This is a genomic window from Stenotrophomonas sp. 10L48, from assembly GCF_056395105.1.
In genome coordinates this window covers 258,851-277,999 of the sequence record NZ_JBFTIX010000002.1, presented here as the reverse complement: position 1 = coordinate 277,999, position 19,149 = coordinate 258,851, and the positions used below count along the sequence as shown (strand labels likewise).

At 65.6% G+C, this 19,149-nt stretch carries 24 protein-coding genes; 11 read left to right on the top strand and 13 right to left on the bottom strand.

Features of this window, described 5'->3' with window-relative positions; genetic code table 11:
* The first annotated feature begins 150 nt into the window (after positions 1-150).
* Together AC1DCU_RS04705 and AC1DCU_RS04700 are read left to right on the top strand one after the other, a co-directional pair.
* Positions 151-1,086: an NAD-dependent epimerase/dehydratase family protein gene (locus AC1DCU_RS04705; RefSeq protein ID WP_313443799.1), complete on the top strand. Its 936-nt coding sequence runs from the start codon at positions 151-153 to the stop codon at positions 1,084-1,086.
* 16 nt (positions 1,087-1,102) lie between these two features.
* Positions 1,103-1,798 (top strand): type 1 glutamine amidotransferase domain-containing protein, encoded by a 696-nt coding sequence (locus tag AC1DCU_RS04700; protein ID WP_154880411.1) that lies wholly within the window; start codon positions 1,103-1,105, stop codon positions 1,796-1,798.
* 61 nt (positions 1,799-1,859) lie between these two features.
* Here the strand turns inward: AC1DCU_RS04700 and AC1DCU_RS04695 are convergent, their stop codons facing one another.
* On the bottom strand, positions 1,860-2,441 hold the full coding sequence (locus tag AC1DCU_RS04695) for a TetR/AcrR family transcriptional regulator (RefSeq protein WP_223482512.1): 582 nt from the start codon (positions 2,439-2,441) through the stop codon (positions 1,860-1,862).
* Between the two features lie 144 nt (positions 2,442-2,585).
* Between AC1DCU_RS04695 and AC1DCU_RS04690 the strand changes: the two genes are divergently transcribed.
* The 3 genes from AC1DCU_RS04690 to AC1DCU_RS04680 are packed head-to-tail and all read left to right on the top strand — an operon-like array spanning position 2,586 to position 5,593.
* Positions 2,586-3,683, top strand: coding sequence for an alkene reductase (locus tag AC1DCU_RS04690; RefSeq protein WP_282279742.1), 1,098 nt, complete (start codon positions 2,586-2,588; stop codon positions 3,681-3,683).
* A 46-nt stretch (positions 3,684-3,729) separates the two neighbouring features.
* Positions 3,730-4,518 (top strand): SDR family NAD(P)-dependent oxidoreductase, encoded by a 789-nt coding sequence (locus AC1DCU_RS04685; RefSeq protein WP_442251096.1) that lies wholly within the window; start codon positions 3,730-3,732, stop codon positions 4,516-4,518.
* A 52-nt stretch (positions 4,519-4,570) separates the two neighbouring features.
* A complete protein-coding gene (locus AC1DCU_RS04680) occupies positions 4,571-5,593 on the top strand; it encodes an NADP-dependent oxidoreductase (RefSeq protein ID WP_442251095.1) in 1,023 nt (340 codons plus the stop codon).
* Between the two features lie 66 nt (positions 5,594-5,659).
* Here AC1DCU_RS04680 and AC1DCU_RS04675 read toward each other — a convergent pair whose 3' ends face one another.
* From AC1DCU_RS04675 to AC1DCU_RS04645, 7 genes are all read right to left on the bottom strand, one after another.
* Positions 5,660-5,818 carry a hypothetical protein gene (locus AC1DCU_RS04675; RefSeq protein ID WP_154231483.1) on the bottom strand — a complete coding sequence of 53 codons (159 nt, stop codon included), beginning with the start codon at positions 5,816-5,818 and terminating at the stop codon, positions 5,660-5,662.
* Between the two features lie 235 nt (positions 5,819-6,053).
* Positions 6,054-6,413, bottom strand: coding sequence for a hypothetical protein (locus tag AC1DCU_RS04670; RefSeq protein ID WP_313113570.1), 360 nt, complete (start codon positions 6,411-6,413; stop codon positions 6,054-6,056).
* Positions 6,414-6,493: 80 nt separating this feature from the next.
* Entirely contained in the window at positions 6,494-8,068 is a 1,575-nt protein-coding gene (locus AC1DCU_RS04665) for a CocE/NonD family hydrolase (protein WP_442251094.1), read from the bottom strand.
* A gap of 124 nt (positions 8,069-8,192) precedes the next feature.
* Entirely contained in the window at positions 8,193-9,464 is a 1,272-nt protein-coding gene (locus tag AC1DCU_RS04660) for a carbohydrate porin (RefSeq protein ID WP_442251093.1), read from the bottom strand.
* Positions 9,461-10,858: a c-type cytochrome gene (locus AC1DCU_RS04655; protein WP_442251092.1), complete on the bottom strand. Its 1,398-nt coding sequence runs from the start codon at positions 10,856-10,858 to the stop codon at positions 9,461-9,463. Before AC1DCU_RS04655 ends, AC1DCU_RS04660 begins: the two co-directional genes overlap by 4 nt.
* Positions 10,855-12,495: a GMC family oxidoreductase gene (locus tag AC1DCU_RS04650; protein WP_032974706.1), complete on the bottom strand. Its 1,641-nt coding sequence runs from the start codon at positions 12,493-12,495 to the stop codon at positions 10,855-10,857. Before AC1DCU_RS04650 ends, AC1DCU_RS04655 begins: the two co-directional genes overlap by 4 nt.
* Positions 12,496-12,541: 46 nt before the next feature.
* Complete coding sequence (locus AC1DCU_RS04645) at positions 12,542-13,075, bottom strand: sugar dehydrogenase complex small subunit (RefSeq protein WP_442251091.1); 534 nt, start codon at positions 13,073-13,075, stop codon at positions 12,542-12,544.
* 247 nt (positions 13,076-13,322) lie between these two features.
* On the opposite strand from AC1DCU_RS04645, the gene AC1DCU_RS04640 reads away from it, so the two are divergent.
* Complete coding sequence (locus tag AC1DCU_RS04640; protein WP_059064236.1) at positions 13,323-13,559, top strand: hypothetical protein; 237 nt, start codon at positions 13,323-13,325, stop codon at positions 13,557-13,559.
* Between the two features lie 53 nt (positions 13,560-13,612).
* Here AC1DCU_RS04640 and AC1DCU_RS04635 read toward each other — a convergent pair whose 3' ends face one another.
* Both AC1DCU_RS04635 and AC1DCU_RS04630 read right to left on the bottom strand, forming a co-directional pair.
* The gene (locus AC1DCU_RS04635; protein WP_442251090.1) at positions 13,613-14,059 is read right to left on the bottom strand and encodes a hypothetical protein; all 447 of its coding nucleotides are present in this window, start codon (positions 14,057-14,059) and stop codon (positions 13,613-13,615) included.
* Complete coding sequence (locus AC1DCU_RS04630; RefSeq protein WP_032974704.1) at positions 14,056-14,526, bottom strand: BLUF domain-containing protein; 471 nt, start codon at positions 14,524-14,526, stop codon at positions 14,056-14,058. The genes AC1DCU_RS04635 and AC1DCU_RS04630 overlap by 4 nt, the downstream gene beginning before the upstream one ends.
* A gap of 175 nt (positions 14,527-14,701) precedes the next feature.
* Between AC1DCU_RS04630 and AC1DCU_RS04625 the strand changes: the two genes are divergently transcribed.
* The 5 genes from AC1DCU_RS04625 (at position 14,702) to AC1DCU_RS04605 (ending at position 17,054) form a co-directional block, all read left to right on the top strand.
* Entirely contained in the window at positions 14,702-14,971 is a 270-nt protein-coding gene (locus AC1DCU_RS04625) for a hypothetical protein (RefSeq protein ID WP_025874499.1), read from the top strand.
* Between the two features lie 147 nt (positions 14,972-15,118).
* Positions 15,119-15,616 carry a YciE/YciF ferroxidase family protein gene (locus AC1DCU_RS04620; RefSeq protein WP_032974702.1) on the top strand — a complete coding sequence of 166 codons (498 nt, stop codon included), beginning with the start codon at positions 15,119-15,121 and terminating at the stop codon, positions 15,614-15,616.
* Positions 15,617-15,688: 72 nt separating this feature from the next.
* Positions 15,689-15,976, top strand: coding sequence for a hypothetical protein (locus AC1DCU_RS04615; protein WP_312962454.1), 288 nt, complete (start codon positions 15,689-15,691; stop codon positions 15,974-15,976).
* A gap of 109 nt (positions 15,977-16,085) precedes the next feature.
* Positions 16,086-16,340 (top strand): hypothetical protein, encoded by a 255-nt coding sequence (locus tag AC1DCU_RS04610; RefSeq protein ID WP_100436334.1) that lies wholly within the window; start codon positions 16,086-16,088, stop codon positions 16,338-16,340.
* 120 nt (positions 16,341-16,460) lie between these two features.
* The gene (locus AC1DCU_RS04605; protein ID WP_442251089.1) at positions 16,461-17,054 is read left to right on the top strand and encodes a cysteine hydrolase family protein; all 594 of its coding nucleotides are present in this window, start codon (positions 16,461-16,463) and stop codon (positions 17,052-17,054) included.
* Here the strand turns inward: AC1DCU_RS04605 and AC1DCU_RS04600 are convergent.
* From AC1DCU_RS04600 to AC1DCU_RS04590, 3 genes are all read right to left on the bottom strand, one after another.
* Complete coding sequence (locus AC1DCU_RS04600) at positions 17,024-17,836, bottom strand: DNA-formamidopyrimidine glycosylase family protein (RefSeq protein ID WP_312962458.1); 813 nt, start codon at positions 17,834-17,836, stop codon at positions 17,024-17,026. The two genes, AC1DCU_RS04605 and AC1DCU_RS04600, sit on opposite strands and share 31 nt — an antisense overlap.
* Entirely contained in the window at positions 17,829-18,593 is a 765-nt protein-coding gene (locus AC1DCU_RS04595; protein WP_312962460.1) for a DUF72 domain-containing protein, read from the bottom strand. Before AC1DCU_RS04595 ends, AC1DCU_RS04600 begins: the two co-directional genes overlap by 8 nt.
* A gap of 124 nt (positions 18,594-18,717) precedes the next feature.
* Entirely contained in the window at positions 18,718-19,065 is a 348-nt protein-coding gene (locus AC1DCU_RS04590) for a hypothetical protein (protein ID WP_080148719.1), read from the bottom strand.
* Positions 19,066-19,149: the final 84 nt, after the last annotated feature.

Here is a 19,149-nt window from a genome sequence, read left to right as displayed (position 1 = left end):
AGTTGACTTTAAACATACACTGCCGCGACCGTCAGCGTGAGAGGTTGCCGACGGCGGTCTGGCGAGCACCCGCGCGGCACTGTGGCGCCGGCGCCCTGGGCTGAACTTCCACCCCGGGCGATCAGAGGCCCAGACGCCCAAGGAAAAGAGATGCAGACCATTCTGGGAGCAAACGGCCAGATCGCCCAGGAACTGGCGCGCGCGTTGAAGCGCACCTACACCGACGACCTTCGCCTGGTGAGCCGCACGCCGCGGCCGGTCAACACGGGCGACCAGCTTGTGCCGGCGGACCTGCTGGATGCAGAGCAGACGCTGAAAGCCGTTGAAGGCAGCGACATCGTCTATTTCACCGCAGGGCTGCCGCCGGATTCAGGGCTCTGGGAGCGGCAGTTTCCTTCCATGCTGAAGAACGCACTGGATGCCGCCGTCGCCACCGGCGCTGCATTTGCGTACTTCGACAATACCTACATGTATCCGCAGACGGCGGCTCCGCAGACCGAGGACACCGCGTTCGCGCCCGCGGGCAGGAAGGCACGCGTGCGCGCAGAGATGGCGCGCATGGTCCTGGATGAGATGGCAGCCGGGCGCATCGCCGTCACCATCGCCCGAGCACCGGAATTCTATGGCCCGGGCAGCACGCAGAGCTTCACCAATGCCCTCGTCATCGACAGGCTGAAGGCTGGCAAGTCACCGCGGGTGCCACTGCGCGACGATACCCTCAGAACGCTGATCTGGACGCCCGACGCCAGTCGCGCGCTCGCACTGCTGGGCAATACGCCCGACGCGCAGAACCAGACGTGGCATCTGCCCTGCAGTGAGCCGAGATTGACCTATGCCCAGTTCGCCACCCTGGCCTGCACTGTGTTCGGCAGGCCGGACACCCACGCCACCCTCGGCAGGACTGCGCTGTACATCGCCGGCCTGTTCTCGAAAGGTGCGCGCGAGATCCGGGAGCTGCTGCCGCGCTATGAGCATGACAATCGCTTCGAATCCGGAAAGTTCAAGCAGCGCTTTCCCGACTTTCCCGTAACCAGCTACGACGCAGGACTGCGGCAGATCAAGCACGAATGGGAAACCGGAAAATGAGCCAGAGGCGTATCTGATGAACCGTCGCATCCTTCATGTTGTCACCAACGTCGCGCATTACGATGACCCCAGCCACAGGACCGGGCTCTGGTTGTCGGAACTGACGCATGCCTACGACCTGTTCGCCGGGCAAGGCCATGAACAGCACCTGGTCAGCCCACGCGGCGGGCACTCACCACTTGAGCCGCGCTCGCTGAAATGGCCGGCGCTGGACCATTCGGCGAAGGCATGGCTGCAGGATCCGGCGCGCATGGCACTGCTGGACAACACGCTCGCCCCCGACAACGTCGACGCTGCCGCGTACGACGCGATCTACTTCACCGGTGGGCATGCGGTGATGTGGGATTTCCCGGACAGCGAGGGCATCCAGAAAATCACACGGGACATCCATGAGCAGGGCGGGATCGTCTCGGCGGTCTGCCACGGCTATTGCGGCCTGCTCAATACCCGGCTGAGCGATGGGCAACTGCTGGTGCAGGGCCGGCGGGTAACAGGATTTTCCTGGACCGAGGAAATCCTGGCGGGTGTTTCCAGGCAGATGCCGTACAACGCGCAGGCGGAAATGTCCCGGCGGGGAGCCCTGTACGAGAAGGGACTACTGCCATTCGTGCCGAAGGTGGTTGTCGATGGCAGGCTGGTCACCGGCCAGAATCCGCAGTCGGCCAAGGCGACGGCAAAAGCGGTTGCGGCGCTGCTGCGCACGTCCGGCTAGCACTGACCACTACCTTTCAGCGTAGCGTCTTCCAGCACGTCCTGACGCTGGAAGGCGCAGCTCAGCGGCTGGACGCAGCTGGCAACCGGGCCAGCAGATCCGCCCGGCATGCATCCAGGATTTCGTCCGCCAGCGGCGATTCGTCCGGGCAGGACCTCGACAGCACCAGCGCGCCGACCGCTTGAGCCATCAGCGCAATACTGCGCGCACGCGCCGCATCATCCGGATCGCGCTGCGCCTGCCCCTCCTGCGTGGCACGTGTTGCCAGCCTGGCCTCGATGCCGGCCGCAAAGGCAGCCTTGACCGCGTCCGTCTGCCGCGCGGCGTCGGTGCACAGCGCCGCCAGCGTGCAACCCTGGCCGGGCCCGTCGCGGTGCGCGCGGGACAGGTACTCGCTCACGAATGCCTGCACATCCAGATCAGCCACCGCTGCAGCCGAGCTGGTCAGGCCGCAGGCGGCTGCTTCGGCCATCAGGTCGGCCTTCGAGCCGAAATGCTTGTAGAAGCCGCCATGGGTGAAGCCAGCGGCGGCCATCAGGTCGGCCACGCCAACGCCGTCGTAGCCGCGCTCGCGGAACAGCGTGGAGGCGGTTTCGACGATGTGTGCCCGGTTGGCCTGCGCCTGTGCCTTGGTGACCTTCATGAGCCTTCGCCCTTGGGAGTCCTGTCGCGTGTGGAGGGCACTTTAACACACATAGATTATATTCATCATCAAACAATTGACATCAATGATGATGCTCATCATCATTGATCCAGACCCCTCCTCCGTATGCGAGCCCACCCTCCCATGTCCGACGCCACGCTTTTCCAGCCCTATCCCCTCGGCCCGCTGACGCTGGCCAACCGCATCGTGATGGCACCGCTGACGCGCAACCGCGCCGGCGAGGGCCTGGTGCCCAGTCCGCTGGCGAGCACCTACTACGCCCAGCGCGCATCAGCCGGCCTGATCATCACCGAAGCCACCCAGGTCTCGGCGCAGGCGCAGGGCTACCAGGACACCCCGGGGCTGTACACGCAGGACCAGATCGACGGCTGGCGCACCGTCACCGATGCGGTGCACGCACGCGGCGGGCACATCTTCGTGCAGCTGTGGCACGTCGGCCGCATCTCGCACGTCGACCTGCAACCCGGCAACGCGGCGCCGGTTTCCGCCTCGGCCCTCCGCGCGCAGACCAAGACCTTCGTCAACAATGGTTTCGTCGATGTGTCCGAGCCGCGCGCCCTGGACATCGACGAGCTGCCCGCCATCGTCGACGATTTCCGCCAAGCCGCTGCCAACGCCATCGCAGCGGGTTTTGACGGCGTGGAGATCCACGGCGCCAACGGCTACCTGCTCGAACAGTTCATCAAGGACGGGGCCAACCAGCGCACCGACGCGTATGGCGGCTCGGTCGAGAACCGTGCCCGCCTCCTGCTTGAGGTGACCGCTGCGGTGGCGCGCGAAATCGGCGCTGACCGCACCGGCGTGCGCATTTCGCCGGTGTCGCCGGCCAATGCCATTTCCACCGTCAGCGATCCGCAGCCCCAGTACGACTACATCGTCGATCAACTCAGCGCACTGGGCATTGTCTACCTGCATGTGGTCGAGGGCGCCACGGGTGGCCCGCGCGATGTGGCACCGTTCGACTTCGATGGGCTGCGCCGTCGCTTCAACGGCACCTACCTGGCCAACAACGGCTACGACCTGCAGCTGGCCAGCGCCCGTGTATCCGAAGGCCAGGCCGATCTGGTCGCCTTCGGTCGCCCGTTCATCAGCAACCCCGATCTGGTCGAGCGCCTCAAGCGCGGCGCAGCGCTGGCGGCACTGAACCCGGCCACGCTGTATGGCGGTGGCGCCGAAGGCTACACCGACTACCCCACCCTGGCTGAAGCGCACGCGCAGTAACGCGGCCGCCCGCATCCGACACGTCCCCCGTCCAGAGAAGCCCATCATGTCCGTCCTCCCTTCCGTCCTCATCACCGGCGCTTCCAGCGGCATCGGTGCCACCTATGCCGACCGCTTCGCGCGGCGCGGGCATGACCTCGTCCTGGTCGCGCGTGACAGCGCCCGACTGGAAACACTCGCCGCGCGACTGCGCCAAGAGACCGGCGTGGCGGTGGACATACTGCCGGCCGATCTCACCCAGGCTGACGCGCTGGCCACGGTCGAGGCACGGCTGCGCGACGATGCGCGCATCGGCATCCTCATCAACAATGCCGGTATCGCCCAGTCCGGCGACTTCCTCGCACAGTCGGCCGACGCCATCGAACGCCTGGTCACCCTGAACACCACCGCGCTCACGCGCCTGGCCGTCGCTATTGCGCCGCGGCTGGTCGGTGCCGGCAACGGCGCGATCGTCAACATCGGATCGGTGGTTGGCCTTGCACCGGAGTTCGGCATGTCCGTGTACGGCGCGAGCAAGGCGTATGTGCTGTTCCTGTCGCAGGGCCTGAGCCAGGAACTGGCCCCGAAGGGCGTCCATGTGCAGGCGGTGCTGCCCGCTGCCACGCGCACCGAGATCTGGGAACGCGCCGGTATCGACATCACCACGCTTGCTGAAGTGATGGACGTTGGCGAACTGGTCGATGCAGCGCTGGTCGGCTTCGATCGTCGCGAAACGGTGACCATTCCGCCGCTGCACGTGGCCGAACGCTGGGACACGCTGGATGGCGCACGTCAGGCCCTGCTCGGCGACATCCGCCAGGCGCACGCCGCAGAGCGCTACCGCACCGGCGCCTGAGGCCGGCCTCCGTTGCATCCACCCGGCCCCATCACTGCAGGAACCGCCCGCCATGAAAGCCTTCATCATTGACCGCTACAGCAGCAAGGACGTCGGCCGAATCGCCGACGCGCCCGAGCCGCATGTGGGCGACGAGGATGTCCTGATCCGGGTTCATGCCGCAGGCGTGAATGCACTGGACAGCAAGATCAGGCACGGCGAGTTAAAACAGATCCTTCCCTATCGCTTTCCGTTGATCCTGGGCAACGATGTGGCCGGGACGGTGGTGCGGGTCGGCGATCGCGCAGGCCGGTTCAAGCCGGGCGACCAGGTGTATGCCCGCCCGGACGATGATCGCATCGGCGGATTTGCCGAGTACATCGCGGTCAAGGCCTCGTCGGTAGCACCAATACCGAAGAACCTTGGCATGGTCGAGGCGGCCGCCCTGCCACTGGTGGCACTGACCGCCTGGCAGGTGCTGGTCGAAACCGCAGCACTGAAGAAGGGACAGCGGGTCTTCATCCAGGCCGGCTCCGGTGGCGTCGGCACGATTGCGATCCAGCTTGCCAAGCACCTGGGCGCCTTCGTCGCCACCACCACCAGCACGGCCAACGTTGCTTGGGTGAAGGCACTGGGTGCGGACGTCGTCATCGATTACCGGCAGCAGGACTTTGCTGCCGTGCTGCGTGACTACGACGTGGTCCTCAACAGCCTCGGCAGCGACGAACTCGATCGATCCCTCGGCATCCTCAAGCCCGGCGGTCACCTTATTTCCATTTCCGGGCCACCCACGCCGGCATTCGGTGCGGCAAGAGGATTGGCCTGGCCGCTTCGGCAGGTGCTGCGCCTGTTGAGCCTTCGCATCCGCCGCAAGGCCGCGCGCAGGAACATCCGGTACAGCTTCGTGTTCATGCGTGCTGATGGGCAACAGCTGGAACAGGTCACGGCACTGGTCGAGTCAGGCGCCCTGCGCCCGGTGGTGGACACGGTCTTTCCCTTCGAGGAAACCGGCAGAGCATTGGCCTACATGGACGGCGGCCGCGCCAAGGGCAAGGTGGTGGTGCAGATGGTGCACACACAGCACGTGCAGCCCTGAGGAGGCAGCATCGGGCCCGCTGCTTTCAACAGCACCGAAGCCCTCGCCCATTGCTGCTCCGCGCCGTCACCGCGGTGGCGCTGCAGGAATCGACGGAGCCGGCGTTTTGGGCGCGGTCGTGCCGGCGGCCGCATATTCACGCGCCTTGACGCGGAACGGGGCGATGCATCCGGCAAGGCTGATGCAGATGGAAAGAGAAAGTGCGATCAAAGCCAGAGTCTTCATCGAGGTGCCAGGTTGCGGGGGGGGTGTTTGCAGCGCCATGGTCAGGTGCTCGAGGCTGCAAGTCCATCTCCATCTGCCAACACTGGCCCGTACCATCAGGACCCATATCCTCCTCTGCCCGACGCCTGTATCCGGGCAGCACCGATCGCGCCCTTACCCGCCTCTGGGCCTGCCAGCCCGTACTACGTGGATGGCAGGAGGGCCCGCACGCTGCAGGACGGCACAACACGTAGTTTCAGATACAGGCCCAGGCCAGCCATCCGCCCAGTGGCAACACGGCGAGCAGCGCGAGCACGCCAAGGCAGCCGCCGTTGCTGTTGCTGGTGGTGGATGTGAAATCGCTCCGAGCGTCGCCGCTTCTCCGCTCGGACGGCGGCTGTGACTGCAGCCACTGGCGATGGCAGGCCTGGCAGAAGAACCGGGTCTTGCCATTGCGCCAGGCGTTGCTGGTGCGATCATTGTGGTGAGCGGCGCTGCCGCAGCGACCGCACTTGAAGATCCGCGAAGGTGGCTGTCGCTTCTTGTTGAGCAGGGCCAGCACTACCACCAGCGCGATGGCGGCTGCCGCTGTGCCGATCAGCGTTTCCGGCCCCATCGAATACTCCATGCGTCATGAATGCGAACAGCGCAACCAACGCAAGCAGGCGCCCGCAACGACGGGCGCCCGCTTGCAACTCAATGCAACGGCACCTTCAGCACAGATGGTGCGGACGCGGGCGAACTGAAGGTCACCGCCCCGCCCAACTGGCTGATGCCTGCATAGCGCAGGTCCACCGTATCGACCACCAGCGTCAGCCGGCTGCCCGCCGGAATGTTCCAGCTGCTCGCTTCCAGGCGCAGATCGAGGGTGGTCGCCTGGCCGGGCGCAACGCCTCGCAGGGTGTAGGGCTTGTGGCTGATCAGCTGGCCATTGCCCAGCACATCTTCCGCGTACAGATAGGCATACAGCGTGGTGTTGGCGCGGCTGGGGGTAACGGTCACCCGTACTTCCGGCGCGCCGTCGAGGCGGCGTGCGTTCCAGTACACCGGCCCCTGCCAGACACCTGCGGCGTTGCGCCCGATGAAAGGCACGTACGCCCCCGGCGGAAGGTTGATCATCTGCAGCGAGCCGGACACCATCGCCACACCGGAATTGGCGGCGGTTGCCAGGCCACTGCCGATGCGGTAGTTCCAGCCATTGCTGCGCCCGTTTTCAACCAGCCCCCCGGTGGGCAGAAGCAGGCCGCCGGGTGCAGTCAACGCGTAGCTGACCGCACCACTGTTGGTCGCCTGCCAGTTCGGGTAGCTGCTCCAGCTGCCCTTCTGCGACTTCAGCTGCACCGCCGGCTCGCGGTCGATGCCGTTGGCCACGCCCTTGAGGTAATGGTCGAACCAGTCACCCGCCGAGTCGTAGACCTCGTTGGGAATGCCCAGTGCGCCCAAGGCCTCGTTGAGGGCATGGTCGCCGTGGCGCAGTTGCAGCTGCTTGGGGCCTTTCAGCTGGTTGAAGAAGTCCACCAGCTGACCCGGCGGGAACAGGCTGTCGTTGAAGGCGTTGGCCAGGAACACGGCCGGCTGGTTGGCGTTGATCTCGCTGATGCTCGCAGCGGGGCTGCGGATGGCGGCCACGGGCAGCAGCGATTCCACTGCACCCTGGTAGTTGCCGACCACCACGTTGCGGTTGATCGTGGCCAGCTCTGCCCCGGGTCGGCCGGTGACCAGGCCGGCGGCCACCAGCAGCGCGATTCCCTGTGCGCTGGGGGTGTCGTTGGCGTACAGCGACGCCCGCAGGTCGGCCCATCCGCTGAGGGCGGCCACCGCCTTGATGCGGGGATCGCGTGCCGCCGCCAGCAGGCTGGTGCCTGCGCCGTAGGAGATGCCCGAGACGCCGATCCGCGCCGGGTCGGCCTGGGTGTTGTCCAGCGCCCAGTCGATCAATGCGCTGACATCCTCGACCGTGGCCGGCCCGGCGATATCGATGGCCCCGCCTGACTCCCAGAAGCCGCGCGAGCTGTAGCTGAGGACCACATAGCCGCGCTTGGCCAGCGACTGTGCCACCCCTACGTATTCCACGCTGGGAACGGCCCAGCTGCTGGGCATCACCAGCAGCGGGTACTTGCCGCCACCTGCGTCCTGGGGTTCGATGACAAAGACCCCGAGGGGCGTGCCGTCCCAGCTGGGAAGGGTGCGGTGGGTGGTCTTGACCGTGGCAGCCCAGGCGGTGGGCGCCAGTCCGGTCAGCAGGATCAACAGCAGCAATACCTTGCGCATCGTCGTCTCTCCCCGTCGTTGTTGGTGCAACGGGCAGGACCGTACCAGTGCGAATGGTGGCTTACACCTTGCGTTGCAGCATGGGGCGCACGTTCGGCACCCCATGCTGCGGGCCCTGATGCGCCTACAGCGTTGCCTGCGCCTGCAGGGTGAACACCCAGCTGTCGGGTCGGCTGGCATAGGCGCCGGGCCGTGCCACGTACTGCACCGCCGGCCGCAGCACCAGCCACGGGGCGACCTGCACGCCGTAGTTCAGCTCGACGAACTGCTCGTTGCTCTGCACATCCTTTCCGGTCAGCTGCTGATGGCGGGCGAGCCGGTCGGAGATGTCCAGCCGGTTCCAGGCCAGGCTGAGCACATCATCTTCGCGCGATGCGATCACGCCACGCCAGCTCACGCCCGCTTCCCACGAGTAGCGCATGAGCCCTGTTTTTGCGTCGGCACGGGTAGCCACGCCGAACACCGAAATGCCGCGCACCGTGTCACCCTCGGGCTTCCACACCCGTTGTGCGGCCTGCACGTACGAACCGCTGCGATGCGAAGCGCGAGGTGCCGTCGGGTCACCAATGTCATCGGCGTTGGAGGTATCCAGGTAATAGCCGACCTTGTAGGTACCGCCATAGTCCTCTCCGGACTTGCCATGGCTGTAGCCCAGCTCGACCGGCAGGAACAGGCCGGTCTTTCCCTTCGTCGAAACACGGAAGCCACTGTTGGCCTGCTTGCGCGTCGGGTTGACGTCGTAGATGCCGGTCTGTGCGTACCAGCCTGAAGGATCATTCCACTTTACCCGCAGACCCCATTGGCCTGTCGGATTGTCCAGCCAGCCAGAACTGTAGATCGGGCCCAGCGGATGCCCGCACTGGCCGTTGTTGTTGAAGTTGCAGGTGTAAGGCAAGCCACCGAAGTCGTTGCCCATCGAGTAGAAGCCACCCTTCAGGCTCAACCGCTTGCCCAGCAGCAAACGCTCGTAGGAGAGTTCGTTGAAACGCAGGTTCTGGCCCTGGCCATAGAAGGCCTGGTTCTGGATATAGGAACCGGTGGACCGCTCGTTGATGGCGTTGCCGAAGCGATCGGAAAACACCACGCGCAGCGTGCCGTCGAAGCCGAATGCCTTGCCGGTGTCGATCATCGCGCCCAGATCGATGTGCTCGGCGGTGGACCAGCCACTGCCCTTGTACCCATCGCTGTTGACGCCGCTGCCGATCACGATGCGTGCGCTGGGGGTAACGCCGTGGTCCTGCAGCCAGAGGCGCGCTGCCCAATCCGCGCTCAGCGGTGTCTGCGCGACGCTGTCGACCGATTTGGGCTTGGCGGAGGCACTTGATTCAGCAGCCGACACCGACCCGTTGACGACGAAGGCAAGCAGCCCGATGCCGGTCAAGGATACGAAATTCATGCGGCCGCCCTCCGCGCCTTTCGGGTCTTCCAGGCGCGTCGCACCAGCAGCACGATGCCTACCAACGCCAGCACGGCAAGGATGAGCATCGGCAGCCACAAGCGTGCAATCTTCGCCAGAAGTGGCTTCTCGCCGCCGGCACGGGTCAGCGCAACCTGCGCCTCGGTGACCTGCTCGCCCGGCCCGAACTGCGTGCGCACGTAGGTCGCAACCGCTGCGATATCGGCGTCACTCAGGTCCTGTACGAACGAGCCTTTCGAGAAGTGCGGCATCAACGCGTGTTCGCCGTGCACATCGCGGTCAACGCCGCCGATGATGGTGGCGATCAGGTTCTGCGGGCGGGTCATGCCGACGGTAGTGTTGTGCACCAGGGAGGGGTAGTACCGGTCCCTGCTGCCCTCGCCACGCGAACCGTGGCAGCTTGCACACAGGCCCGAATACAGCACACCGCCCGAGGCCAATGCAGCACTCGTTCCACGTACCGGCTGCTCACCCGGCGCCATGGCGGCGTCTCCCCACGCGAAGGCGGCCCGCGTGGCATCAGGGTCGGCCACGGCCGGCACCGTGCGCAGGTAGGCGACGATGGCGGCAATGTCCTCGTCCTGCAGCTTGGACAGGCTGTTGCTCACCGCTTCGGCCATGCCACCGCCGGCCTGCGCCTTACCGGCGACGCGGCCGGTCTTCAGGTACTGCGCCAGCTCGGCATCGCTCCAAGCCCCGATACCGCTGGTGGGGTGGGAGGTGATGTTGGGGGCGTACCAGTCACCCAGCGATCCGCCGGCGAAGGCCTTGCCGTCCACCTCCTGCATCATCAGCCCGCGCGGACTGTGGCAGCTGGAGCAGTGCGCCAGACCCTCCACCAGATAGGCGCCGCGATTCCACTGCGCGCTCCTGCCCGCATCGGGGGTGAACGTTTCCTTGTCCAGGAACAGCAGGTTCCACACCGCCATGGACTGGCGGATGCTGAAGGGGAACGGCAGCTCGGTCGCGTGAGCTTCCTCATCGACCGGCACCACCTCCTTCATGAAGTAGGTATACAGCGCGTGGATGTCCTCGTCGGTCAGCTTGGCATATGAGGTATAGGGCATCGCCGGATACAGATGGGCGCCGTCCTTGCGCACGCCTTCGCGTACCGCCTTGGCGAAATCGTCTTCGCTGTAGAGGCCGATGCCATGGCTTCTGGAGGGCGTGATGTTGCTTGCCCATATCTCACCCAGCGGCGAGGCAATCGCGTAGCCGCCTGCGTAGGGCTTGCCCTGCTTGGGGCTGGTGTGGCATGCCACGCAGTCCGCAGCGACCGAGAGGTAGCGCCCACGTTCGGCAACCTCGTCTGCGCGCGCGGATTGGCTGGCTGCAGCCAGCATCATCAGCAGAAGCGAGCAGAAGGTCTTCATGCGGCACGCTCGATGGCATCTGCTGCCTTCAGCGCAAGCGCGGCCATGGTCAAGGTGCTGTTGACCACGCTGGCCGACACCATCGGGCCGCCGCCCGGGAGCCACAGGTTGGGATGATCGTGTGCGCGGCAATCGCCATCGACCACCGAATCGCGCGGATCCGCGCCCATGATGGTCGAGCCCATGATGTGGTTGTTGGCGTTGAGCGCCGTGGTGATGACGAATTCCTCGGCGTTGAACAGCGAGCCGATGTGACGCAACTGCTTGCAGGACTCGTCATAGCCCTTGCGGGCGTAGTCGCCCAGCGAGTAGTGGATATCCGGGCAGGCCAGGCCGTGGCCATCCACTCGCGTCTTGGACAGCGTCAGGCGATTGCTGGGATCCGGCAAGGGTTCCAGGCTGATCGACAGATCCACGCCGAAGACCGCACGGCGGCGGATCTCCGCATCCAGCGCGTCGCCGACCAGGCCTTTCTTCAGCGCCTGGTCGGTGGCGATCGCCACCCGGCTGATGTTGTTGAGGATGATCTTGGTGGCCGAGTACTGCGAGCGGAAGGCGCCGTCGCGCGGGCCAACCATGCAGCTGGACTGCGCCGGTCCACGGCCCAGCCAGATCGGCCTGTCGGCAATGAACGAGCAGTGGAAACCGGAATGGTCGAGCATGTTGCGCCCGACCTGGTCGGAACTGTTGGCGATGCCGTTCGGGTTCTGCTCATTGGCGGCGAGCAGCAGCAGACGCGGCGTCTCCAGTGCATTGCACGCAATCACGAAACTACGGCCGGTGGCCTTGTGGCTGACCTTGTTGTTGTCATACCAATGGATGGCCGTGACCCGGTTCTGCGCGTCGGTATCGATCTTGTAGGCCACTGCTTCGGCCAGCACCTGCGCACCCAGTTTCTCGGCCGCTTCGATGGTATGGATGCCGTTGTACATCGCGCCGATCGGGCAGATCGGCTGGCAGTTGTTGTTGCCGCAGCAGGCGGGCCGGTCGTTCCAGGGCGTGACCATGCGACCCTGCGGAATGGGCACCAGGTTGTAGCCGTGCGGATTGACCACCTCGGCGAACACCTTGTCACCGTTGCCCCAGGGAATCATGTCGGCGAGGTAGGGCCTGGATCGCTCGGAGGGGCTCTGCTTGTCCGGATCATTCGGCCCGGAGACGCCCATCGCCTCCTCGGCGCGGCAGTAATAAGGCTCGATGTCGTCGTAGCTGATCGGCCAGTCGCGCCCCACCCCGTAGGTACTCTGCATCCTGAAGTCCACCGGCAGGTGGCGCCAGCACGAGGCGGCCCAGTGCCAGGTGGTGCCACCCACGGCCTTGATGAAGCCCTGATGGAAGCTGCTGGCGTCGGGGCCGGTCAGGCCCACGTAGTCATTGGCCGGGAAGTACAGCGGCGCGGTGGCAAGCGGTGACTGTGGATACGGCCCCTGGAAATCACTGCCGATGCGCCGTTCGAAGCTGACGTTGCGCCAGTTCTCGACCACGTCGGAACGATGCAGGCGGGGGCCCGCCTCCAGCACAAGAACCGATTTTCCGGCACGAACCAACTGGTGGGCGATCAATGCGCCGACGACGCCCGAACCGACGATCACAACATCGGCATCGGCGTCGCCATCACGGAAAACCGGAGCTTTCATGAGGGGAATCCATAACAATTACGGGAAAAGAGCTGGAAGCGCAGGCTCAGCCGTGCGCGCGTACCGCCGCCGGCGGTTCGGCCGTCCACCATGCGGGACCGCCTTGTGCATAGGTGGGCGGGAACAGGCCGTCGTCCACCGGGCGCTGCATCAGCGCATCGCGATAGGAAACGGTGATGGCCTGCGGCCCCTTGCCTACGCTGCCGGTGTACCAGGCAGTGATGATGGCCAGCGCTGTCGGCCGTGCATCGCCAGCGGCCGCCAGCAGCGCTTCAGGGCCCTGCACCTGTTGCGCCTTCGCCGCGAGTGCGGGGAACTGGGCGTGCATGTCGGGATGCAGCTTGGCGAAGGCGGTTTCGATGCGCCCGGCGGTTGCCGGATCAAGGTCGGACTTGCCGGTCAGTGCCTGGGAGAGTTGCAGAAAGCGGCCGTCCGTCCGTTTCGCTGGCGTGGCACCGGCATGGGTTGCTGGCGCCTTGCCGTTGCAGGCAACCAGCAGCGAAGCGGAGCCAACGGCCAGCAGGAAGGTTCTGCGCGTCAGGCCTTGCCCACTCCCTTCCAATCCCTCGGGAACACTCATGATGTGGACTCCTGATGCGTCACTTCTTCGGCTGCCCCTGACCGCGACGCGGGGGGCACCTACGCGGGCAACTTTAACGCACCTGAACGTCGTCGCGGAGTGAGCAGGAAGAGCCGAAGCGCGGCGAAGCACCCTTCTTCCCGGCACCAGCAGAGGCAGATTTCAGCCGGTGCGCTGCCGCCCCCGTCACGCCCGCACAACGCGCTCAACGCTAGAAACAAGAGGTTTCCTACTCTGGAGAGTGGCCATGCGGGTACTGCTGCTGTGTGCCGTGGCGACGATGGCATTGTCGGCTTGCAACCAAGGCGAACCGACCGATAAGGCACAACATGCCGATGCGGTTCGGCAAACCCCGCCAGCGGCCAGCGCGCCGGCGCGCAACGTGCCCGGCGGCGGCAGCGGCACCGCCGCCTCCGAAGACCAGGCCTCGGGGCCGGAGGCCGAACGCGGGAAAGAAGCCGCGCCGCCCCCGCCCAAGCGCTAGGGGCAGCCAGCCGCGAAGCCCCCGATCCGGGGGCGCCCGCGGAACAAGCGAATCTACTCGACCCGTTCAAGCACGATGCGGACGAACGGTATCCAGTCATCGCCGACCCGATGCTCCCATTCCCCGGTCAGCAACTGCCGGTCGCTGCTGATCACGCCGTCGAACCGCTGGGACTGGCCCTGGATGGTGTACCTGCCGCCATCAAGTCGTGAAGTGAAATCGCTGGTGCCACCATCAGCGTCGTAGCTGCGGCTGAAGAAACCACCGGATTCAACATCGACGCCGATGATTTCCGTGGAGCGCACACGCTGCCCGTCCATCATCGCGTCGACCTCATGCACCAGGAAGTGACCATTGGGCATCCACGTGTAAACGTCCGATGCGAACGACACCCCGCCCGTGCTGCCGTCGGGTTGCAGCGCGATGAGGGTGGTCTCCCACACTCCGGCAAGAACGTCCAGCCGGCGGTGGTGTCCGCTGTGGAAAGTGGTTTGTGTCATGGCGACTCCGTACTGGGTGCGGCGGCATAGGGTTCAACCAGGGCGCGCAGCAGCTCCATGCCCGTGGCAGTAGTGTTGGGGGCAGCGGTGCCTTCGCGCTGGACGAAACCGGTCCAGTCCGCACCGGCCACCCGCCTCAGCTCCGTCGGTTCCACCGGCAGCCAACGCATGGGCCAGAAAGGCAGGCGTCTCTGCCCCACCCTGCCGCGCTGCAGTTCGATCAGGCCGCTGTGGCTGCTGGCACCCAGCACCCGGGAATATGCCACCTGCAGGCCATCGTCCGGGCCTTCCATGTATTGCACAAAGCGCGCGCCATCGAACAGCAGTACGCCCGTGACGCCGGCATCACGGTTGAAACGTGCTGCGTCATCCACGATTCCGCACAGCCTGCCCCCGGTCTGGCCCAGCCGGCTGGCAGCAATATCCGCTGCTGCCTCGCTGGTATATACAACGGCTCTGATGGGCACGTTCGACCTCCCTGCAGTGGGCTCCCAACCGTAGCAGAAGGCCGGTTGAGGCAGCGCAGCAGGCGCAGCCTGAAACAGAACAATTCAGTGAAATGTGAAAACGAACCCGAAAAGGATTCACGCCATGCACTGCTGCCCCATGGCATGAAACAGGTCCGCCCGCGAGATCGACTTCATGCCTGACACCGGACTCTTCTACGTCTTTTCAGTGGACTACGCGACCGATGCACGAGGCTGCATCGATCAGGTCACCGCTATCGCCTTCCGCTGCAACCAGTGCCACCACGTGTCCCGCGCCGACGCGGAGCTCAAGCGGATGACAGGGGGCACGCTGCTGACCTGCGGAAGGTGCGGCTCTCACCAGGCCGTCAGCAATGCGCGCCTGGTGGACGGCGAACACCTGGCGGCAACCGGCCACTCTGCAGCAGCGGCCGACCCACGCTGAGCTTGGTTCCGACGCGCGCCCAGTGCCCGGCGTGAGGGGAATGCATGCATCTGCGCGCTCGATGCGCATCCGCCGTTCACTGCATCTACCCCGCACCCCAACACCGGCCGGGATAGCCTCGTCGCTCCTTCCCTGCTGGAGCGCACCATGGCCATCAAGACCGCTGAAGACCTTTTCATCCACGAACTGTCCGACATCTACAGTGCAGAGAAGCAGCTGACCAAGGCCCTGCCGCGCCTCGCCCGGGCCGCAGAGAACCCCGCACTTGCCGCCGCGTTCGAGACCCACCTGGAGGAGACCCAGGGCCAGATCGAGCGCATCGACCAGGTCGTGGAGGTACTGGGCATCCGCCTGAAGCGGATCAAGTGCGCGGCGATGGAGGGCCTGGTGGAAGAAGGCAAGGAAGTCATCGAGAGCATTGAAAAGGGCCCGGTGCGCGATGCAGCACTGATTGGCGGCGCGCAGAAAGTCGAGCATTACGAAATCGCTTCCTACGGCACCATCGCCGCGCTGGCCAAGCAGCTCGGATACAAGGACGCTGTGCCGTTGCTGCTGGAAACGCTGGAAGAAGAAAAGGCCACGGACGAGAAGCTGACCCTGCTGGCCAAGAGCGGCGGCAACGCCAAGGCCGCCCAGGCCGCGTGATCGCAAGTGCACCGCAGATCAGCCCACGCGTCGCTCCCCAAGGGGCGGCGCGCTTCTGCGCGAGGATGACGTATGCATCCTGATCTACTTGGATGGACCGCCACAGCCGTACTGATGGCCACGCTGGTCCGGCAGATGGTCAAGCAATGGCACTCGCCTCACCCGGAAGCCGTCTCGAAGTGGCTTTTCATCGGGCAGATGACCGCGTCTACGCTGTTCACGATCTACAGCGCGCTGCTGGGCGCCACCGTGTTCGTGGTCACCAACCTGCTGTTGCTGGCAACCGCGCTGATCGGACAGCTGCTGGCGTGGCGCCGCAACCGTGCAACGGCTTCGAGCTCATCTGCAAGGACGCCTTGATTGTTGACGTTGCGTCCACGCCGGCTTGATGCGGGTACTCACGCGTTCACGTTTACCGTTGTCGTGCCCCCGCACGATACGGTCCAATCAATGATAAAGAGGAAATGTCATGCAGCGCGATCAGAAAGACCTGCCCCATCCGGATGACGACACGGCTGCGGTGCCTGCTGCCAGCGCTGGACAGGCCAAGGCGCACAACAGTGCCAATCATGATCAGGCGTTGACGGAGACGTTCCCGGCCAGCGATCCGATCTCTCCCTTCGTCGCCGCCGCCACGCCGGATGAGCAGGCGCAACGGCTTGGCAAGCGCGTGACGCCCGCTCGGCAGGACAAGGGTGAGGTGGACGACGGAGCTGGCCAGTGATCGGGCCTGCGCTCCCGCCGAGGGGGCCGGGCAGCCCGCGCCCGTCAGGCGGCTCCGGCGCGCTGGTCCGTGGTGCCGAAGACGAACAGGCAGTGGAGGCCTGACACCTCGGAGCCCGCCATGGAACAGCCCACCGCCCTGCTCATCATCGATCTTTTCAGCCTGTTCGACTTTCCACAGGGGCGGCAACTGGCTCCGTACGCCGTACGTGCAGCCCAGCGCACCGCCCGCCTGCGTGCTGCATTCGACGCGCACCGCTGGCCGGTGATCTACGCCAATGACAATTTCGGCAACTGGCAGCGCGACTTCCCGCAGCTGATCGAGGCCTGCCGGCAGAAGGGCGGAGCCTCGGCGCGGATCGTCGAGTACCTTGCCCCCAGCGAGGAACACTACTTCATCCTCAAGCCGAAGCACTCCGCCTTCCTCGCCACGCCACTGCCGGTGCTGCTGGCCAAGCTCGGCACCCGGCGATTGGTGCTGGCCGGCATGGCACTGGACGCGTGCGTGCTGGCCACTGCCATCGATGCCAACTCGCGCGAGTACGCGACGGTGGTCGCCCGGGAAGCGGTCGCCGCCCTGCCGGACCGCCGCCAGCCGGCCCTGCAGACCCTGCAGCGATCGGGCGCCGTCGAAGTACTCAGCAACCGTCAGATCATCGCTTCGCTGTCATCCACGTCCTCATGTCAACGCACGGGCCTGGCACCACCGCGCTGAACCGGGCCTCTCGCCAGGGTGCGCTTCTTCGCCGGCGGCCGCGGCGTCCCAGCGCGATAATCGGCCTGGCATACCGGGCAGAAGAAGGTGCGCCGATGCGTGGTGCCCATGTAGACCTTGCTGACCGGACCACCACAACGGGGGCATGTCCGCCGGGTGTGCACCTGCCAGTGCTTTTTCAGCTCGAAGCCGCGCTTCCAGCGCAGGAAGTCGAAACTGTATTCGCGGGCCTGCTTGACCAGTTCGGCAAGCTTGCGCGGCGGAAGATCACCAACAGGGTTGGCCGGGTGGACCCGGATGCGGAACAGCACCTCGTTCTTGATGATGTTGCCCACGCCGGAGAACAGCGTCTGGTCCAGCAGGGCATCGCAGACCAGGACATCGGGCATCGACTTCAGGCGACGGCGGGCAAGCCGGGGGTCCCACAGGTCGCTCATCACGTCGGTGCGCCAGTCGTAGACCTCGTCCAACGGCTGATCGATCAGCTTCACCGAGCAGGTGTAGAAGTTCAGTTCGCCGTTGTCAAAGCGCAGCGATACCCGCGCTGGCGTCTCCTTGCGTTCGTCGATGCGCCAGCTGCCGAACATCATCAGGTGGATGCGCAGACTGACGTGGCTGAACTCCAGCAGGAAATGCTTGCCCCAGCTGCGCACGGCCCGCACCCGGCGTCCCTCCAGGCAGGCCAGGTCGAGCGTGCTGTTGCCACTGACGCCACGGACGGTCTTTCCCTTGAACCTGGCGGCGGCCTCGCGCAGCAGCACGATGGAAGGACCTTCAGGCATTGGCGTGCTCCAGCATCGACTGCAGTTGCAGTGCATTGGGCACGGCGTGGCCGTGCGCCGTGTTGTCAAGGATGATCCACGCCTCCCCCGCCTGGGCGGCCTCTACTGCGGCGGCCACCAGACTGCAGAGCTGCGGTTGCTGGTAGGCGCTGTAGTACATGCGCGGCTGCCCGTGCCACCGCCAGTAGCTCCAGTGCCTGGCTCCGCCCGGCTGATCAGCCCCTGCAACCCGGGCGGGATCGGCCGCGACCCGGGCAATGCCGTGGTCATCCAGCAGCGCGTCGGCCTTGTCGTCGAACCAGCTCGGGTGGCGTGGTTCGCAGGCGACCCGCACGGCGCTGCGCCGGCGCAGCGCCCGGAAGAAGGCCGAGGCCGTGCGGCCATCGTAGGCCAGGCTCGGCGGCAGCTGCAGCAACAGGGCGCCCAGCCGATCACCCAGATGCGCCGCCGCGTGCAGGAACGTGTCGAGCAACGGCCCAGCACCGCGCAGGCGCGCGTCATGGGAAATGGCCTGCGGCATCTTCACCGAGAAACGGAAACCGTGCGGCACGCTGGCCGCCCAGCGCGCATACGTGGCGGGCTGATGTGGTCTGTAGAACGACGAATTGATCTCCACGATCGGAAAGCGCGATGCATAGCGCTGCAGTGCACTGTCTCCCGCAGCAAACGCGTGGGCTATGTCCGTGGGCAGCGACCACCCTGCGCAGCCCACAGCGACCGGGTGGCCCGGTCGCGGATGACGGAGTTCACGTGCCATGGCGCTACGGTGGCGACAGGCTCGTAGCAACATGGTGAACACACGTTGGCTGCGGCGTGAAGCCTGTGCGGCCGGGCGTGGCCGGCCTGCAGCCGTCAGGTTGCCGTGTATCGGCCATCGCTGCTCAGAGGCTGGCGTTGACCATGGCGCCTGCCGGTTGCTGTGGCATCGGCATGGAATGCCCGTTGCGCGGTGCAATGCGTTCGTGGGTGGCGGCCAGCACCTGGTTCACCCGATGGAGCGTGCCACGGCCACCGGGCTCGATACCGATGATGTAGACGAAGCGGCCGTCACAGCGCGACTGCGCCGATTCAAGCCCCTCGGTTTCAGAAATCACGCGCTTCAGTGCCTTCTCCCAAGCCCTGCCGGGGGGCGATGCCAGTTCCACCACCACCGCGGTTTCCCCGCAGTCCAGCGGCATCACTTCCACGCGCAGAATGCGCGGCGCCCTGCTGGTCTCGGTGCTACCCATTTTCAGTCCTCCTCGGCCAATGACGGCGGAAGTATCCACGTCCGGCGCCAAGGCGCCGTCAAGAATGGATGGCCGTTGCGTGCA

Bases quoted from the DNA above. Each gene is read 5' to 3' on its own strand.
- AC1DCU_RS04665 (WP_442251094.1), bottom strand. From the start codon at position 8,068: ATGCGCAAGGTATTGCTGCTGTTGATCCTGCTGACCGGACTGGCGCCC.
- AC1DCU_RS04615 (WP_312962454.1), top strand. From the start codon at position 15,689: ATGCATCCTGATCTACTTGGATGGACCGCCACAGCCGTACTGATGGCC.
- AC1DCU_RS04705 (WP_313443799.1), top strand. From the start codon at position 151: ATGCAGACCATTCTGGGAGCAAACGGCCAGATCGCCCAGGAACTGGCG.
- AC1DCU_RS04660 (WP_442251093.1), bottom strand. From the start codon at position 9,464: ATGAATTTCGTATCCTTGACCGGCATCGGGCTGCTTGCCTTCGTCGTC.
- AC1DCU_RS04700 (WP_154880411.1), top strand. From the start codon at position 1,103: ATGAACCGTCGCATCCTTCATGTTGTCACCAACGTCGCGCATTACGAT.
- AC1DCU_RS04595 (WP_312962460.1), bottom strand. From the start codon at position 18,593: ATGGCACGTGAACTCCGTCATCCGCGACCGGGCCACCCGGTCGCTGTG.
- AC1DCU_RS04635 (WP_442251090.1), bottom strand. From the start codon at position 14,059: ATGACACAAACCACTTTCCACAGCGGACACCACCGCCGGCTGGACGTT.
- AC1DCU_RS04640 (WP_059064236.1), top strand. From the start codon at position 13,323: ATGCGGGTACTGCTGCTGTGTGCCGTGGCGACGATGGCATTGTCGGCT.
- AC1DCU_RS04675 (WP_154231483.1), bottom strand. From the start codon at position 5,818: ATGAAGACTCTGGCTTTGATCGCACTTTCTCTTTCCATCTGCATCAGC.
- AC1DCU_RS04620 (WP_032974702.1), top strand. From the start codon at position 15,119: ATGGCCATCAAGACCGCTGAAGACCTTTTCATCCACGAACTGTCCGAC.
- AC1DCU_RS04600 (WP_312962458.1), bottom strand. From the start codon at position 17,836: ATGCCTGAAGGTCCTTCCATCGTGCTGCTGCGCGAGGCCGCCGCCAGG.
- AC1DCU_RS04610 (WP_100436334.1), top strand. From the start codon at position 16,086: ATGCAGCGCGATCAGAAAGACCTGCCCCATCCGGATGACGACACGGCT.
- AC1DCU_RS04695 (WP_223482512.1), bottom strand. From the start codon at position 2,441: ATGAAGGTCACCAAGGCACAGGCGCAGGCCAACCGGGCACACATCGTC.
- AC1DCU_RS04590 (WP_080148719.1), bottom strand. From the start codon at position 19,065: ATGGGTAGCACCGAGACCAGCAGGGCGCCGCGCATTCTGCGCGTGGAA.
- AC1DCU_RS04670 (WP_313113570.1), bottom strand. From the start codon at position 6,413: ATGGGGCCGGAAACGCTGATCGGCACAGCGGCAGCCGCCATCGCGCTG.
- AC1DCU_RS04655 (WP_442251092.1), bottom strand. From the start codon at position 10,858: ATGAAGACCTTCTGCTCGCTTCTGCTGATGATGCTGGCTGCAGCCAGC.
- AC1DCU_RS04685 (WP_442251096.1), top strand. From the start codon at position 3,730: ATGTCCGTCCTCCCTTCCGTCCTCATCACCGGCGCTTCCAGCGGCATC.
- AC1DCU_RS04625 (WP_025874499.1), top strand. From the start codon at position 14,702: ATGCCTGACACCGGACTCTTCTACGTCTTTTCAGTGGACTACGCGACC.
- AC1DCU_RS04650 (WP_032974706.1), bottom strand. From the start codon at position 12,495: ATGAAAGCTCCGGTTTTCCGTGATGGCGACGCCGATGCCGATGTTGTG.
- AC1DCU_RS04680 (WP_442251095.1), top strand. From the start codon at position 4,571: ATGAAAGCCTTCATCATTGACCGCTACAGCAGCAAGGACGTCGGCCGA.
- AC1DCU_RS04690 (WP_282279742.1), top strand. From the start codon at position 2,586: ATGTCCGACGCCACGCTTTTCCAGCCCTATCCCCTCGGCCCGCTGACG.
- AC1DCU_RS04645 (WP_442251091.1), bottom strand. From the start codon at position 13,075: ATGAGTGTTCCCGAGGGATTGGAAGGGAGTGGGCAAGGCCTGACGCGC.
- AC1DCU_RS04605 (WP_442251089.1), top strand. From the start codon at position 16,461: ATGGAACAGCCCACCGCCCTGCTCATCATCGATCTTTTCAGCCTGTTC.